The following is a 13717-nucleotide window of genomic DNA, read 5'->3' as shown; positions in this document are numbered from 1 at the left end:
CGGGCACGCCCCGGGCGGCGGCGGCCGCGTCGTGCCGCGCCGCGCTGGCGGCCGCGGTGGCGCCGCGGGGCCGCGTCGTCGACTGGTCCGGCGACCGGCCCGCGCTGCACGGACCCGACCTGTTCTTCGACGGCAGCCATTACCGCCACCCCGTCGCCCGGCAGCTGGAGGCCGACATCGCGGCGGCGCTCGGCGCCCGGGCGGGTGGTGCAGAAGGTTCAGGACCGTGACACGATTGCAGCAGAGCGCCGCCGTCCCCTGGTCCGGTCCTTGCGTATCGTGCGGGGGACATTGTGATGTCGTGCAGCCTCTATTATAGGGCTGCGCCAAGTGGGCTGCGGCCATGCATCGGCAGCAGTCAGGACAACATCGGTTTTCCGAGGGGCGCGATGGCGAAGATCGTGATCGAGGAGGGCTACGCCCCCAATGACGCCGAGCCCTTCATGAATGAGCGTCAGCGGGAGTATTTCCGCCGCAAGCTCCAGAGTTGGAAGCAAGACATTCTGCGCGAGGCCCAGGACACCCTGGTCGCGTTGCAGAGCGAGAACGAGAACCACCCCGACCTGACCGACCGCGCCTCGTCTGAAACCGATCGGGCGATCGAGTTGCGGGCCCGCGACCGGCAGCGCAAGCTGATCGCCAAGATCGACTCGGCGCTCGCCCGGATCGAGGACGGCTCCTACGGCTATTGCGAGGAGACCGGCGAGCCGATCTCGCTCAAGCGCCTGGAAGCCCGCCCGATCGCGACGCTGTCGCTCGAGGCCCAGGAGCGCCATGAGCGCCGCGAGCGGGTGTACCGGGACGATTGAGCCGGGCTGCGGGTTCGCCTCACCATCGCCGTGACGGCTGGCACCCCGATCCCCGCTGCGGCAGGGGGGAGGGGGGATGCGTATGGTGAGGCGCGCCTTTCTCCTCGCCGCGTGATTCGACCGGGGCGGCGTGAGCCGCGTCCCGGCCGAACGCATGTCGGCACCGAAAACGAGAGCGGCCCCGGCGGGGAGTGCCGGGGCCGCGCCGCGTCCGGGCGGCTCAGGGGGGGAGCGTGCCGCCCGGTGCGGGATCCTCGAGGCCGTCCTGGCGAACCGCGCCGTTCGCCAGAACGGCACCGTTCGTTAGAACGGCAGGACGACGTCCAGGAATTGCTGGCCGTAGCGCGGCTGCTGCACGTCGGTGATCTGGCCGCGGCCGCCATAGGCGATGCGGGCCTGGGCGATCTTGCTCGAATCGATGGTGTTGTCGGACTCGATGTCCTCCGGCCGCACCACGCCGCCGACGATCAATTCGCGCACCTCGAAGTTGATGCGGATCTCCTGGCGGCCTTCCAGCACCAGGTTGCCGTTCGGCAGCACCTGGGTGACGATCGCCGCCACGTTGGTGGTCACCGTCTCGGCCCGCTGCACCGAGCCGGCGCCGTCGTTGCTGGTGACGGATTCGGTCTTGAGCATCTTCTCCGGATCGAGGCCGCCGAGAAGCTTCGTCTTGGTCTCGAGCCCGAAGGCGTTCGGCAGCCCGAACGATTCGCTGTTCGCCCGCGAGCGCTTGGTCTCGTTGTTGAGGTTGGCCTTGTCGGTGACGTTGATCTTCACCGTGACGAGGTCGCCGACCTTGGCGGCGCGCTGGTCCTTGAAGAAGGCGCGCGAGCCGGTGCGCCAGAGCGAGTTCGAGGCGTAGGAGACCGGCTGGACGTCGGGCATCGGCAGCCGCACCGGGCGGTAGCCGGCCTGCGCGGTCGGGTCCTCGATCGCCGAGAGCGCCGGCGTCGCGCCGATGTTGGACAGCCGGTCGACGGTGTTGCAGCCGGCGAGGAGCGCGCCGGCGAGGCACAGGATGGCGAGGCGGGAGACGGACATCGGGCGTCTCCTCAGGGCCGGGCCGAGGCGAGGCGGCCGGGAGCGGCCATTGCTGTCACCGGCACGATCGGCGCCACGGTGACGCGGCCCGGGCCGATCACGGTGGCCTGGATCACCTTCTTGGAGACCGGGTTGATCACCCCGATCACCGCCCCGAGCGGGCCGCCGTCGCGGGCCTGGCCGCGCAGCGCCAGCGCCACGCCGGGGGTCTCGTACACGATGGTCACCGCCTCGCCGCGGGCGACGAGGTCCGGCCGGCCGAGCTCGCCGGCCCGGAGCGCCGTGCCGGCGCCGAGGGCTTTTTGCGCCACCTGGCCGACGAAGGCGGCGGCGTCCGCCGCGATGTCGGCCGGCAGGCCCTCGCGCGGGCGGCGCTCGACCGCGATGTCGGGGGCCGACAAGGTCTCGCCCCGGTTGATCGACCGGGTCAGCACCGCGACGTCGGCCATCTCGACCACCTGGCCCGACACCCGCAGCGAGGCCTGGCGCTCGCCGACCACCACCAGGGCGGTGACCCGGCGGCTGCGCGGATCGTAGGTGACCTCCTGGGCGGTCGCGGCGGCGATCAGGTCCGGCGGCACGGTCAGCACCGGCGGCTCGCCGTCGAAGGCGATCGACGTGAAGCCGGAATCGAGGCCGCGGACCTTGGCGAGCGCCGCCCGGACGGCGCCCTCGATCTCGGGTGCCGCGATGCGGCGGGCCGCGCGCTGCACCGCGATCTGCAGCCGTCCGCCGCTCTCCGGCGCGTCGAGCCCGAGCCCGGCCGTCGCCTCGACGATGCGCCGGACCTGGATCGTGCCGGAGGTGCCCAGAGCCGGCGCCCGGAACAGCGCCTTCTGGGCCAGGGCCGGCGGCGCCCCGGCGACGAGGTCGCCGAGCGTGATGACGTCGCGCTCGGCGGTGATGTCGCCCTTGAGCGCGAGGCGCGGGGCCTCGCCGGCGAGCACCGGCAGGGTGAGGAGGCCGAGCGCCAGCAGGGTGAGCGCGGTGCGCGACAGGACGCCGGGCCCGAGCAGCGCGCGGCGGGCCGCGGGAGACGGAAGAGCGGGCTGGATCATCGGGGCGCTCATCCGCGGAACATCTGCGAGGTGGTGGACAGCATCTGGTCGGCGGCGGTCACGACCTTCGAGTTCATCTCGTAGGCGCGCTGCGCGGCGATCAGCGAGGAGATCTCCGAGACCGCGTTGACGTTGGCCTCCTCGAGGTAGCTCTGCTGAAGGTTGCCGAACCCGTCGGTGCCGGGATTGCCGGTGATCGGCGGCCCCGAGGCCAGGGTCTCGACGAACAGGTTGTCGCCGATCGATTCGAGGCCGACCTTGTTGACGAACCGGGCCATCTGGATCTGGCCGAGGTTCTGCGGCGCGGTCTGGCCGGGGATCTGAGCTTGGACGATGCCCGAGGCGCTGATCGTGACGGCGGTGGCGTTGTTCGGCACCGTGATGTTCGGGTTCATCAGGTAGCCTTCGCGGGTGACGATCTGCCCCTGCGAATCGAGGTCGAACGAGCCGTCGCGGGTGTAGGAGGTGCGCCCGTCCGGCATCGTGACCTGGAAGAAGCCCTCGCCGCGCACGGCGATGTCGTAGGTCTTCTCGGTCGAGGTCAGGGTGCCCTGCGACATCACCCGGGCGGTCGAGGTGGTCTTCACGCCCGAGCCGAGGGCGAGGCCCGCCGGCAGCTGGTTGTTCTGGTCCGAGGTCGCGGTGCCGGCCCGGCGCAGGTTCTGGTAGAGCAGGTCCTGGAAATGCGCCTGCTGGCGCTTGTAGCCGGTGGTGCGCAGGTTCGCGATGTTGTTCGAGATGACCTGGACGTTAAGTTCCTGGGCCGCCATGCCGGTGGCGGCGGCGTAGAGCGCGCGCATCGTCTCACGCTCCCCTTATGCCGAGCCGACATCGGCGAGGCGCTGGATCGCCTGGCCGCGCAACGAATCGAGCCGCGAGACCGTGTCGGAGACGAGCTGGTAGGTGCGGTTCACCTCCAGCATCCGGGTCATCGCGAGGACGGGGCGGACATTCGAGCGCTCGAGCGCGCCCGGCTCGATCCGCCCCTGCGGGCCGGCCGGAACGGGCGGCGTCTGCGAGGAATAGAGGTTGCCGCCGGCATTCGTCAGCGCTTGCGGGCTGGCGAAGGTGACGAGGCGCAAGCGGCCGCGGGTGCCCTGGTTGGTCGAGATGGTGCCGTCCGGCCCGAGCGCCAAGCCGGTCTCCTGCTGGCCGATCTGGATCGGACCGCCGTCGCCGAGGACCGGGTAGCCGTCGCTCGTCACGATCTGGCCCTGCGGGTTCAGCTCGAAGGCGCCGTTGCGGGTGTAGCGCTCGCCCTGCGGCGTCTGCACGGCGAAGAACGCCTCGCCGCGGATCGCCGCGTTCAGCGGGTTGCCGGTCGCCTCGATCGGCCCCTGCGAGAGGTCGAGCGGCGTGCCCGAATCGATGACGTAGGACAGCTTGCGGTCGGGGCGCTGGAAGGTCTCCGCGCTCGCCTTCGGCATGAGGTATTCCTGGAAGCGCGTCGCGCGCGCCTTGAAGCCCGTCGTGGTGACGTTGGCCATGTTGTTGGCGATGACGTCGAGCTCGCGCCCGAGAGCCATCTGGGACGAGAGCCCGATCAATTGAGCATTCTGCACCGGCTACTCCCCGACGATGCGTGATGGTGGGCCACCCCGCTCCCCAGCGGCGGACCCGACCGGACGATCGCAGGGGCCGTGCCAGCCTGCGGCTGCGCGAATTTCGTTGTCATGGCAAATGCTTGGTTAATCGGAGGCACGCCCCGGACGGGTCGTTTCGTGCCGACCCGGCAGGTTCGACCGGGCAGAATTTGCCGCCTTAACGACGCGTTAACCGTCTTCGCGCACTCTGCAGCCTGTCCCGGCAACGGGTTTTCCAAGGGGTTGGGCAGCGGGCGATGGCCAAGAAGCCGAAGAAGGCTCCGGCTCCGGAGGCCGAGGGCGAGGAGGGCGCGGCCCCCGCCGGCGGGTCCAAGAAGAAGCTGATCATCATCGGCGGCGCCGCCCTGCTGCTGGCGGCCGGCGGCGGTGGCGGCTTCATGGTGATGCGCAGCCGCGCGGCGCATGCCGAGAAGCCCGCCGTCGAGCAGAAGCTGCCGGTGGCGTTCATGGACGTCCGCGAGATGACCATGAACCTGCTGCCCGAGCCGGGGCAGACCCAGCCGCGCTTCTTGCGCCTGAAGGTCGCCCTCGAGGTGCGGGATGCGAAGGTGGTGGCCGAGATCCAGCCGCTGATGCCGCGGGTCGAGGACACGTTCCAGGTCTTCGTGCGCGAGTTGCGCGTCGGCGACTTCGAGGCGGCGGGCGGCACCTACCGCCTGCGGGAGGAGCTGCTGCGGCGGGTCAACGTGGCGGTCTATCCCGCCAAGGTCGACGCGGTGCTCTTCAAGGACTTCACCATCCAGTAGGCCTCTCACGTGGCGCAACACCCGATCGCGGCATGATCGGACCTTGCTCCAAATCATCGATTGTGCCGCATTTTCTGCGACGAGCCGGCGTCCACTTCGTCGGAAAATGCTCTAGGATTCGAGGCTGCCGTGGCCGGACCTGACGACACCATCGACGAGGACGACTGGGCGGCGGCCCTGATCGAGCAGGGCGGCGGCGGCGACGCCTCCCTCGCCGAGGAATGGGGCGCGGCCCTGGCCGAGCAGGGCACCGCCACCCAGGCGAGCGACATGGCGGCCGAATGGGCCAACATGATCGACGAGGGCGAGGCCGAGAACCTCCCCGAGCTCGCCGGCAACGACCGCATCCTGAACCAGGAGGAGATCGACCAGGTCCTCGGGTTCTCGCTGCGCGAGCTCTCGGCTTCGGGCGCGGGCGGCATCCGGGCCATCGTCGATTCGGGCGTCGTCTCGTACGAGCGCCTGCCGATGCTCGAGATCGTCTTCGACCGGATGATCCGGTTGCTGTCGACGTCCCTGCGCAACTTCTTCCAGGACAACGTCGAGGTCACCCTCGACAACATCACCTCGGTGCGCTTCGGCGACTACCTGAACGCGATCCCGCTGCCGACCCTGCTCGGCGTGTTCCGGGCCGATGCCTGGGAGAATTCGGGCCTCGTCACGGTCGAGTCGAACCTCGCCTACTCGACCCTCGACCTGCTGCTCGGCGGCAAGCGCGGCGGCACCAGCATCCGCCTCGACGGGCGGCCATTCACGCCGATCGAGATGCAGCTGGTGCGCCGGATGGTCGAGATCATCCTCGGCGACCTCGAGGCCTCGTTCCAGCCGCTGTCGCCGGTGCGCTTCCTCATCGACCGGATCGAGACCAACCCGCGCTTCGCCACCATCACCCGGCCGGCCAACGCCGCGATCCTGATCGACCTCAAGCTCGACATGGAGGGCCGCGGCGGCCTCCTGCAGATCCTGTTTCCCTACGCCACGATCGAGCCGATCCGTGACCTGCTCCTCCAGAGCTTCATGGGCGAGAAGCTCGGCCGCGACCACATCTGGGAAGGGCACCTCGCCACCGAGATCTTCCAGGCCGACGTCGCCGTCGAGGCGGTCCTGCACGAGATGTCGCTGCCGCTGCGCCGGGTACTGTCGCTGGAGGTCGGCGACACGATCATGTTCGACGCCAAGCCCGCCGACCTCATCACCCTGCGCTGCGGCGACTGGGCGATGACGCAGGGCCGGATCGGCCGGCTCGACGACAGCATCGCCGTGCAGGTCACGCGCCCCCTGCGGCGCGCCCGCACCACTTTCGCGGCCTTCGAGGCCTCGATGCAGAACCGCAAGGACGGCTAGAGCCGCATGTCCCTGTCCCTCTTCCGAAACGAGGCCGCGTCGTGAGCCTGATCGTCAGCATCCTGGCCGACCTGCTGGTGGCTGTCCTGCTCGTCGCCTGCATCGCCACCTCGGTCAGCCTCGGGCGCCGCATCACGCGCCTGAAGGGCGACGAGACCGCGATGCGCCAGACCATCGGCGACCTGCTGATGGCGACCGAATCGGCCGAGCGGGCCATCACGGGCCTGCGCACCACGCTGGCCGAGTGCGACCGCACCCTGGACGAGCGCCTGCGCCTGGCCGAGCGCACCAATTCCGATCTCGCGGCCCAGCTCCAGGCCGGCGACGAGGTCCTCTCGCGCATCGGCCGCATCGTCGCCCAGGCCCGGGCGGCGGCGCCGGGCGAGATGGCGGCCTTCGCACAAGCGCCCGCGGCCTTCGCACAAGCGCCCGCGGCCTTCGCACAAGCGCCCGCGGCCTTCGCCCAGCCGGCGCCCGGAGCCGCGGCCCAGCCGGCTGCGAGGCAGGCCGCCCCGATGCCGGCCTCCTTCGCCCAGGCTCCCGTCCAGCCGGTGGCGCCGCAGGCCGCCCCGGTGCCGCCCGCGCCCGAGCCGCGGCCGGTCTCGACCAGCGAGCGCCTCGGCGCCGCCGCCGCCGCCGCCCGCGCCCTCAGTGAGCGGGCCCTGAGCCGCCTGCAGGCCCAGGCCGCATGACCCTCGCGCTGCTCCTGCGCCGCTTCGCCGGGCTGCCGGCGGCCGACCCGGGTGCCGCTGGAGCCGCGCCCGTCGCCAAGGCCGACGCGGCCACGGCCAGTCCGGGCAAGACCGACGCCGCCAAGGCCCACCCCGGCAATGCCGCTGCGGCGACAGCCGCCGCGCCGAAGCCCGCCGCCGGGCTGCCGGCGAAGCTCCCGCAGGCCCCCGCCTCGGTCGCGGTCCTGGTGCAGCGCTTGATGACGAACGCGGCGTGGCGCGGGCCGTTGCTCCGCCTGCGCCTCGTCGATGCCGTCGCGGTGGCGGCTTCGGGGCTGCTGCTCCTGAAGGTTCTGGCCGTGCTCGAGGCCGGGCCCTCGACCGGTGCCCGCTTCGCCGAATTGCTGGTCCATGCCCGCTCGGGCTACGAGCCCCTCGACCCGACGATCACCGGCTCGGTCTCGCCCAAGGAGACGGCCCCGGCGCCGGCCGCGGCGCCCCCGCCCCCCGAGCCGGGGCGGCCGGCCGCCGAGCCGGTCTCGTCCGCCGAGCGGGCGATCCTCGAGAAGCTCGGCGCCCGGCGCGACGCGCTGCAGCAGCGCTCGCGCGACCTCGAGACGCGCGAGCAGCTGATCGAGAATGCCGAGCGCAAGCTCGAGACCCGCATCAACGACCTCAAGACCCTGGAGCAGAAGGGCGACGACGCGGTGACGAAGCGCGCCGAGGCCGAGGCCGCGGGGCTCAAGTCCCTGGTGACGATGTACGAGACGATGAAGCCCAAGGAGGCCGCCCGGGTCTTCGACCGGCTGAAGCTCGACGTGCTGGTGCCGGTGGTGACCGGCATGAACCCGCGCAAGATGGCCGAGGTGCTGGCGGTGATGCAGCCCGAGGCCGCCGAGCGGCTGACCGTCGCGCTCGCCCAGCGCGCCCGCGGCGCCGGCGGCCCGAAATCCGCTGCCGCCGCCCCGGGCCTGCCCCCCGGCGAGCTGCCGGCGATCGACGGGACGCGCTGAGAGCGCCCCGCTTAATCGCTCATTAGCCCTGTGCCGGCATGGTGCCGCCTTACGGGATATCGGGCGGATGCGATGGGTTCGACGGGCAGGAGCCGCCGCGCGGCGGCGCTGATCGCGCTGGCGGGGCTGGCCGCCGGAGCGGGCGCGGCCGAGGCGGCCCAGCTCGTCGCGATCCAGGGCAGCGAGCAGAGGAATTACGGGCGCATCGCCCTCACCTTCGACCACAACGTCAAGGTGGCCGCCAAGGTCACCGGCGGCGTCCTGGTGGTCACCTTCCGCGAGCCGGTGACCGGCCAGCGCGACCGCCTGGCCGCCGAGATGCCGGCCTACGTGACCCAGGTCCGGCGCGACCCGGACGGCGCGGGCCTGCGGGTCGCGCTCCAGGCGCCCTACAGGATCAACGTGCTGGAGGCCGGCGAGCGGGTCTTCATCGACCTGATGCCCGAGGGCTGGACCGGCCTGCCGCCGGGCCTGCCGCCCGACGTGCTCGCCGATCTGACCCGCCGGGCGGAGGAGCTGAGCGAGCGCCTGCGCCGCGAGGCGGCCCGGACCGCGAAGCGCCCGGTTCCCTTGCGCCTCGAAGTGGCGCACCTGCCCACCCTGACCCGGCTCTCGGTCCGCCTGCCGAAGGACACCGAGGTCGGGATGGAGCGCGCCGGCTCCGAGATCCGCCTGCGCATCCCCGGCGCCTATACGGTCGAGTCCTCGGATGCCCGGGTCGCCCTGCGACCGGCTGTGACGACGCTCGGCACCGAGGCGGGCGCGGAGGCCGCCCGGCTGATTCTGCGGCTCGCCGACGGCTATGCGGCGGAGGGCTACCGCGAGGATGATTCCTACGTCCTCGATCTCGTGAAGCCGGCGAGCAAGTCCGCCTCCGAAAAGTCCACCTCCGAAAAGCCCGCGTCCGAAAAACCCTCGGTCGAGAAGCCGGCCTCCGACACGGCGAGCGCGCAGCCGGAGAAGGCCTCTGACGCAGCGTCGGCCGCGGCCCGCGCCCCGGCCGCGGCTCCCGCCCCGGCGGAGCCGGAGCCGCCGGCTCCCGCCGGGCCTGTCCAGGCCCGGATGGCCCGGGTCGGGCAGGGCCTGCGTATCGCCTTCCCCTTCACGGCCCGGCCGCCCGCGGCCCTGTTCGAGCGTGGCGGCCTCGCCACGCTGGTCTTCGAGACGCAGGCGGCGGTCGGACTGCCAGCCCTGCCCGCGGGGGCGCCGGCGAGCCTCGCCGAGGGGCCGAAGAGCGAGGGTGCCTTCACGATCCTACGCCTGCGGCTCGATCCCGGCACCCTCGCCCAGCTCGCGGCGGGGGAGGGGCAGGGCTGGGACCTGGTGCTCGGCGATGGCTCCGCGCCCGGCGGCGATGCCCTGGCGCCGCAGCGCAGCGCCGATCCCGCCGGCAAGCCCGCGGTGGCGGTGCCGCTCGCCCGTCCTGGCGGTGCGCTCTGGCTCGAGCGCGACGGCGAGCGCATCGCCGTGGTGACCGCCCGCGGCCCGCGCGTCGCCGGGGTGCCGAAGCGCGGCCGCTTCGTCGAGTTCGAGCTCCTGCCGAGCCGCCAGGGCGTAGCGGTGCTGGCAGCGGCGGACGACCTTGCCGTGCGCCCCGGCCTCAACGAGGTGTCGATCACCCGGCCCGGCGGCCTGTCGGTCTCGCCGACGGTGGCCGAGGCGCCGGAGGCCGGCGCCCAATCCGCGTCCGCCCTGATGGTGCAGCCGGAGCGCTGGCGCGAGGACCAGCGCGGCGACGCGCGGGCGCGCATCCGCGCCGCCGAGGCCGCCGCCGCCGGCGCCGAGCGGCCGGCCCGTTCCGCCGCCCGCATCGATCTCGCCCGTGTGCTCCTCGCCAACGGCTTCTCGGCCGAGGCCGCCGGGGTGCTGGCCTTCGCCGCCCGGCAGGACGTCGCCCTGGCCTCCGAGCGGCCGGTGCGGCTGCTCTCGGCTATCGCGGCCCTCGGCATGGGGCAGGAGGCGCGGGCCGCCGGCTTCCTCACGCCCGACGGCAAGCAGGCGCAGGACCCGGAACTGCGGCTCTGGCGCGGTCTCGTCGATGCGCGCGGCCGGCGCAGCGCCGCAGCGCTCGCCGCCTTCAAGACCGGCCTGCCGGTGATCGAGGCCTATCCCGACGACCTGCAGCTGACCTTCTACCTCGCGGCCGCCGAGGCGGCGCTCGACGCCAAGGACCCGGCCTTCGCCCAGCGGGCGATCACCGCCGTGACGCCGCTGGTCGAGGGCCCGCTGCCGCGCGACCGGTTCGCCTACGTCAAGGCGCGGTTCTCCGAGGCGATCGGCCAGGACGGCGAGGCCCGCCGCGCCTACCAGCAGCTCGCCGAGACCGCCGCGCCGCCGGTCGCCGTCCAGGCGATCCTGCGGCTGGTCGATCTCGGGCGGGCGTCCGGCACGATGACGCCCGAGGTCGCGATCGACCGGCTCGAGCGCCTGACGCTGATCTGGCACGGCGAGGCCGAGGCGGAGGCCTTCGCCCGGCTCGGCCGGCTCTATGCCGTGGCCGGCCGCTGGCGCGACGCCTTCGCGACCGCCCGCAAGGCCAACCGCCTCTATCCCGACCATCCCGCGACCCGCGGCCTGCACGATGACACGGTGGCGTTGTTCTCGGGCCTGTTCCTGTCGGACCGCGGCGACAGCCTCGGGCGGATCGAGGCGCTGGCGCTGTTCTACGACTTCAAGGAGTTCACCCCGGTCGGCCGCCAGGGCGACGAGATCGTGCGACGCTTGGCCGACCGCCTCGTCGCCCTCGACCTCCTCGACGCCGCCGGCGACCTGCTCCAGCACCAGGTCGATCACCGCCTCACCGGGGCGGCGCGGGCGAGCGTGGCGGCGCGGCTCGCCACCGTGCGGCTGATGGAGGGGGAGCCGCTGAAGGCCCTGAAGGTGCTGCAGAACACCCGTCTGCCGGAACTGCCGGGGCCGATCCGCGACGCGCGCCTCCTGCTGGAGACCCGCGCCCTCTCCGACCTGTCGCGCACCGACCTCGCCCTCGAGCTGCTCGACGGCAACGCGAGCCCGGAGGCGGCGCATTTGCGCGGCGACATCCTGTGGGGAGCCCGCCGCTGGCGCGAGGCCGGCGAGGCGCACGAGGCTCTGCTCGGCACCCGCTGGCGCGATGCCGGTCCCCTGTCCGACGCGGAGCGCAACGACGTGATGCGAGCGGCGATCGCCTACGCGCTGGCCGAGGATCCACTGAGCCTCGACCGGCTGCGCACGAAATACACCCCGAAGATGGCTGACAGCCCGGATGCCCGCACCTTCGGCCTCGTCGTCGCCCCGAACGCCGCCGGAACGGCCGCCTTCCGCAGCCTCGTGCGCCAGGCAACCAGCGCCGAGACCCTGACCGAGTTCCTGCGCGCCTACCGCACCCGCTACCCCGAGAGTGCCGCCCCCGAGCGGCCGAAGCCGAGCCCGGAGGATGCCCCGCCCTCCGGCGCCCCGGCACCGGAGGCCCGCGGCGGCGGCGGGGCGGCTCCGGGCTGAGGCACCGTCACCGGCCGTCCCACGGCGATCTCGGGCGCGTGGAGCCGGTCAACCGGCATCGACGGCGCGCACCCTTGTCCAGGCTGCCGCAGGGAGGCCTTCTACCCTCGCGCCGTGGCATCGACAGGTCGATGCCACGGCGTCCGGCGCATCAGCGCCGGCGCCCGTTCGGGCTTGCCTTGCGCTGTCGAACCGATCCGTTCGAAGGCGCGGCGGTATCACAGAGCGCGGCGCAAGGCCGCCACGCAGCGGTCGACGTCGCCTTCGTCGGCCCAGACATGCGGGCTGAGCCGCAGCGCCCCGGATCGCTCGCTGGCGTAGACGCCCTCTCGTCGCAGGCGATCCACCAAGCCGAGGGGCAGGCCGCCGGGCGCGCGGAGCCCGAGGATGTTCGGCGCGCGCAGGTGCCTCGCCGCCGCGGAGAGGCCGAGCCCGACGATGCCCTCCTCCAGCCGGTCGGTGAGGAGACGCAGGCGCGCCGCCACCGCCGACACGTCGAGGGACAGGACCAGGTCCAGCCCGGCCGCCGCCATCGGCAACAGGACCGGGTCGTTCAACTCGCCCCGGTCGTAGCGCCGGGCGCCGAAAGCGGGCGGGCGGTTGCCGTTGTTCTCCTCGATCGGTGCGCCGTCCTGCCGGTGCGGCGCGGCATACAGGAAGGCGAGCGCGTAGGGACCGAGCGTCCACTTGTAGGTCGGGAAGGCCAGGAAATCGGGACGCCAGCGGCCCACATCCACCGGCACGGCCCCGGCCGCCTGGGTCGCGTCGATCACCAGCGCGGCCCCCGCGGCGTGGAGGACCGGCGCGAGCCGGTCGAGGTCGATCAGCCCGCCATCGGTCCAGTGCGACGGCGTCAGGGTCGCGAGCGCGACGGGCGGTGCCCCGGGACGTTCGACCGCCGCCAGCAGGGCCGCCGTCCAGTCGCCGTCGCCGGGGCGGGGAACGTCCTCGACGATCAGGCCCCGCGCCGCGGCGAGCCGATCGAAGGCGTAGCGCAGCGACGGGAACTCGTCGGCCACGCGCAGCACGCGCCCGCCCGGCGCGACGGGCAGGTTCGCCGCGGCGGTGGCCATCGCGTGGCTCACCGATCCCACGATCGCCACGTCGTCGGCCGTCGCGCCGACGAGCCGGGCCGCCGCCGCCCGCGCCCGCTCGGCCTGGGCCGGGACCGCCTCGCGCGGGTGCGCCCAGGGCCGGCTCTTCACCAGCAGGCCCGCTTCTCCGGCCTCGCGGACCGCCCGGGGCAGCGGCGACCACGCCGCCGCGTCGAGGTAGCTGACGTCGTCCGGAACCTCGAACAGGTGCCGCTGGCACGGCAGGAGAGCGATGGCGTCCATGCTGAGCACCTTTTCGGCCGTTCACCCGGACGGGCAGGCGGGCTGCGCGGGGGCTCACCGAACGGCGTGGGAGGACCGGGGCTTCGAGCGCCTACCACGCCGTGGCCCGGAGCAGGAGGCCCGGACGGACCTTCGACGGCCCGGCCGATCCCTCGCTCAGCCGCGCCCCCGGGTCAGACCTCGCCCTCGCCCGCCGGGGCGGAGCGGCGCCGCGGCTCCTCGCCGGTGGTGCTGGTCCCGGGATCGAGGGCGTCGGTTTTCCGGGCTGCGTCGTGGTCCGCCGGCGTCACGCCGGCCTTGGCGGCGGCCGTGTCCTCGTCGCGACGGGTCAGGTGCGGGCGGGCGGTGAGCAGGTCTTCGCTTCTGTCGGGCATGAACGATCCTCCGGTCGGCGCAGGCCAACGCGGCTCGCCCGATGAGGTTCGGCCCGCCGCGACCGCCGATTGGGCCGGGGACCAGGATCGATCTTGGATGAGAAGGTAATTTACGACCGCATCGCGGGAGGCATCAACACCTTCGAGGTGTTGGTGCCCAGGAGAGGACTCGAACCTCCACGGCTTGCACCACTGGTACCTGAAACCAGCGCGTCTACCAATTCCGCCACCTGGGCCCGA

12 protein-coding genes, 1 tRNA gene and 1 pseudogene are annotated in these 13717 nt (G+C 72.9%); 7 read left to right on the top strand and 7 right to left on the bottom strand.

What is annotated here, in order from left to right:
• Window positions 1-230 (top strand): annotated as a pseudogene (locus FF100_RS37035) (hypothetical protein); the annotation flags it as partial.
• 159 nt (window positions 231-389) lie between these two features.
• Window positions 390-809 (top strand): RNA polymerase-binding protein DksA, encoded by a 420-nt coding sequence (gene dksA, locus FF100_RS13405; protein WP_048444005.1) that lies wholly within the window; start codon window positions 390-392, stop codon window positions 807-809.
• A gap of 303 nt (window positions 810-1112) precedes the next feature.
• On the opposite strand, the gene flgH is transcribed toward dksA, so the two are convergent.
• From flgH to flgF, 4 genes are read right to left on the bottom strand one after another with little or no spacing between them, the layout of a single operon-like run.
• On the bottom strand, window positions 1113-1850 hold the full coding sequence (flgH, locus tag FF100_RS13400) for a flagellar basal body L-ring protein FlgH (protein WP_139036154.1): 738 nt from the start codon (window positions 1848-1850) through the stop codon (window positions 1113-1115).
• An 11-nt stretch (window positions 1851-1861) separates the two neighbouring features.
• Window positions 1862-2908, bottom strand: a complete 1047-nt coding sequence (flgA, locus tag FF100_RS13395) for a flagellar basal body P-ring formation chaperone FlgA (RefSeq protein WP_139036153.1) — start codon at window positions 2906-2908, stop codon at window positions 1862-1864.
• An 8-nt stretch (window positions 2909-2916) separates the two neighbouring features.
• Window positions 2917-3708, bottom strand: coding sequence for a flagellar basal-body rod protein FlgG (gene flgG / locus FF100_RS13390; protein WP_139036152.1), 792 nt, complete (start codon window positions 3706-3708; stop codon window positions 2917-2919).
• 15 nt (window positions 3709-3723) lie between these two features.
• A complete protein-coding gene (gene flgF / locus FF100_RS13385) occupies window positions 3724-4470 on the bottom strand; it encodes a flagellar basal-body rod protein FlgF (protein WP_139036151.1) in 747 nt (248 codons plus the stop codon).
• 278 nt (window positions 4471-4748) lie between these two features.
• Between flgF and fliL the strand changes: the two genes are divergently transcribed.
• The 5 genes from fliL to FF100_RS13360 all read left to right on the top strand — a co-directional run bounded on the left by fliL (window position 4749) and on the right by FF100_RS13360 (window position 11766).
• Complete coding sequence (fliL, locus tag FF100_RS13380; protein WP_139036150.1) at window positions 4749-5258, top strand: flagellar basal body-associated protein FliL; 510 nt, start codon at window positions 4749-4751, stop codon at window positions 5256-5258.
• A gap of 129 nt (window positions 5259-5387) precedes the next feature.
• Complete coding sequence (fliM, locus tag FF100_RS13375) at window positions 5388-6602, top strand: flagellar motor switch protein FliM (protein WP_048436196.1); 1215 nt, start codon at window positions 5388-5390, stop codon at window positions 6600-6602.
• A gap of 41 nt (window positions 6603-6643) precedes the next feature.
• Complete coding sequence (locus FF100_RS13370) at window positions 6644-7294, top strand: DUF6468 domain-containing protein (protein ID WP_139036149.1); 651 nt, start codon at window positions 6644-6646, stop codon at window positions 7292-7294.
• Complete coding sequence (locus tag FF100_RS13365; RefSeq protein ID WP_342778999.1) at window positions 7291-8286, top strand: MotE family protein; 996 nt, start codon at window positions 7291-7293, stop codon at window positions 8284-8286. The genes FF100_RS13370 and FF100_RS13365 overlap by 4 nt, the downstream gene beginning before the upstream one ends.
• 72 nt (window positions 8287-8358) lie before the next feature.
• Window positions 8359-11766 (top strand): ATP-binding protein, encoded by a 3408-nt coding sequence (locus FF100_RS13360; RefSeq protein WP_139036148.1) that lies wholly within the window; start codon window positions 8359-8361, stop codon window positions 11764-11766.
• Window positions 11767-11984: 218 nt separating this feature from the next.
• Here FF100_RS13360 and FF100_RS13355 read toward each other — a convergent pair whose 3' ends face one another.
• The 3 genes from FF100_RS13355 to FF100_RS13345 form a co-directional block, all read right to left on the bottom strand.
• On the bottom strand, window positions 11985-13103 hold the full coding sequence (locus tag FF100_RS13355; protein ID WP_139036147.1) for an aminotransferase class V-fold PLP-dependent enzyme: 1119 nt from the start codon (window positions 13101-13103) through the stop codon (window positions 11985-11987).
• 173 nt (window positions 13104-13276) lie between these two features.
• Window positions 13277-13477, bottom strand: coding sequence for a hypothetical protein (locus FF100_RS13350; protein WP_139036146.1), 201 nt, complete (start codon window positions 13475-13477; stop codon window positions 13277-13279).
• Window positions 13478-13628: 151 nt separating this feature from the next.
• A tRNA-Leu gene (locus FF100_RS13345) sits at window positions 13629-13713 on the bottom strand.
• Window positions 13714-13717: the final 4 nt, after the last annotated feature.

The sequence above is a fragment of the Methylobacterium terricola genome (assembly GCF_006151805.1).
GTDB lineage: Bacteria > Pseudomonadota > Alphaproteobacteria > Rhizobiales > Beijerinckiaceae > Methylobacterium > Methylobacterium terricola.
Note: the sequence above shows the minus strand (reverse complement) of the source record. Positions and strands in the feature narration are given on the sequence as shown.

Excerpts from the sequence above, each read along its gene's own strand:
- dksA (WP_048444005.1), top strand. The coding sequence starts at position 390 with ATGGCGAAGATCGTGATCGAGGAGGGCTACGCCCCCAATGACGCCGAG.
- flgH (WP_139036154.1), bottom strand. The coding sequence starts at position 1,850 with ATGTCCGTCTCCCGCCTCGCCATCCTGTGCCTCGCCGGCGCGCTCCTC.
- flgA (WP_139036153.1), bottom strand. The coding sequence starts at position 2,908 with ATGATCCAGCCCGCTCTTCCGTCTCCCGCGGCCCGCCGCGCGCTGCTC.
- flgG (WP_139036152.1), bottom strand. The coding sequence starts at position 3,708 with ATGCGCGCGCTCTACGCCGCCGCCACCGGCATGGCGGCCCAGGAACTT.
- fliL (WP_139036150.1), top strand. The coding sequence starts at position 4,749 with ATGGCCAAGAAGCCGAAGAAGGCTCCGGCTCCGGAGGCCGAGGGCGAG.
- FF100_RS13365 (WP_342778999.1), top strand. The coding sequence starts at position 7,291 with ATGACCCTCGCGCTGCTCCTGCGCCGCTTCGCCGGGCTGCCGGCGGCC.
- FF100_RS13360 (WP_139036148.1), top strand. The coding sequence starts at position 8,359 with ATGGGTTCGACGGGCAGGAGCCGCCGCGCGGCGGCGCTGATCGCGCTG.
- FF100_RS13355 (WP_139036147.1), bottom strand. The coding sequence starts at position 13,103 with ATGGACGCCATCGCTCTCCTGCCGTGCCAGCGGCACCTGTTCGAGGTT.
- FF100_RS13350 (WP_139036146.1), bottom strand. The coding sequence starts at position 13,477 with ATGCCCGACAGAAGCGAAGACCTGCTCACCGCCCGCCCGCACCTGACC.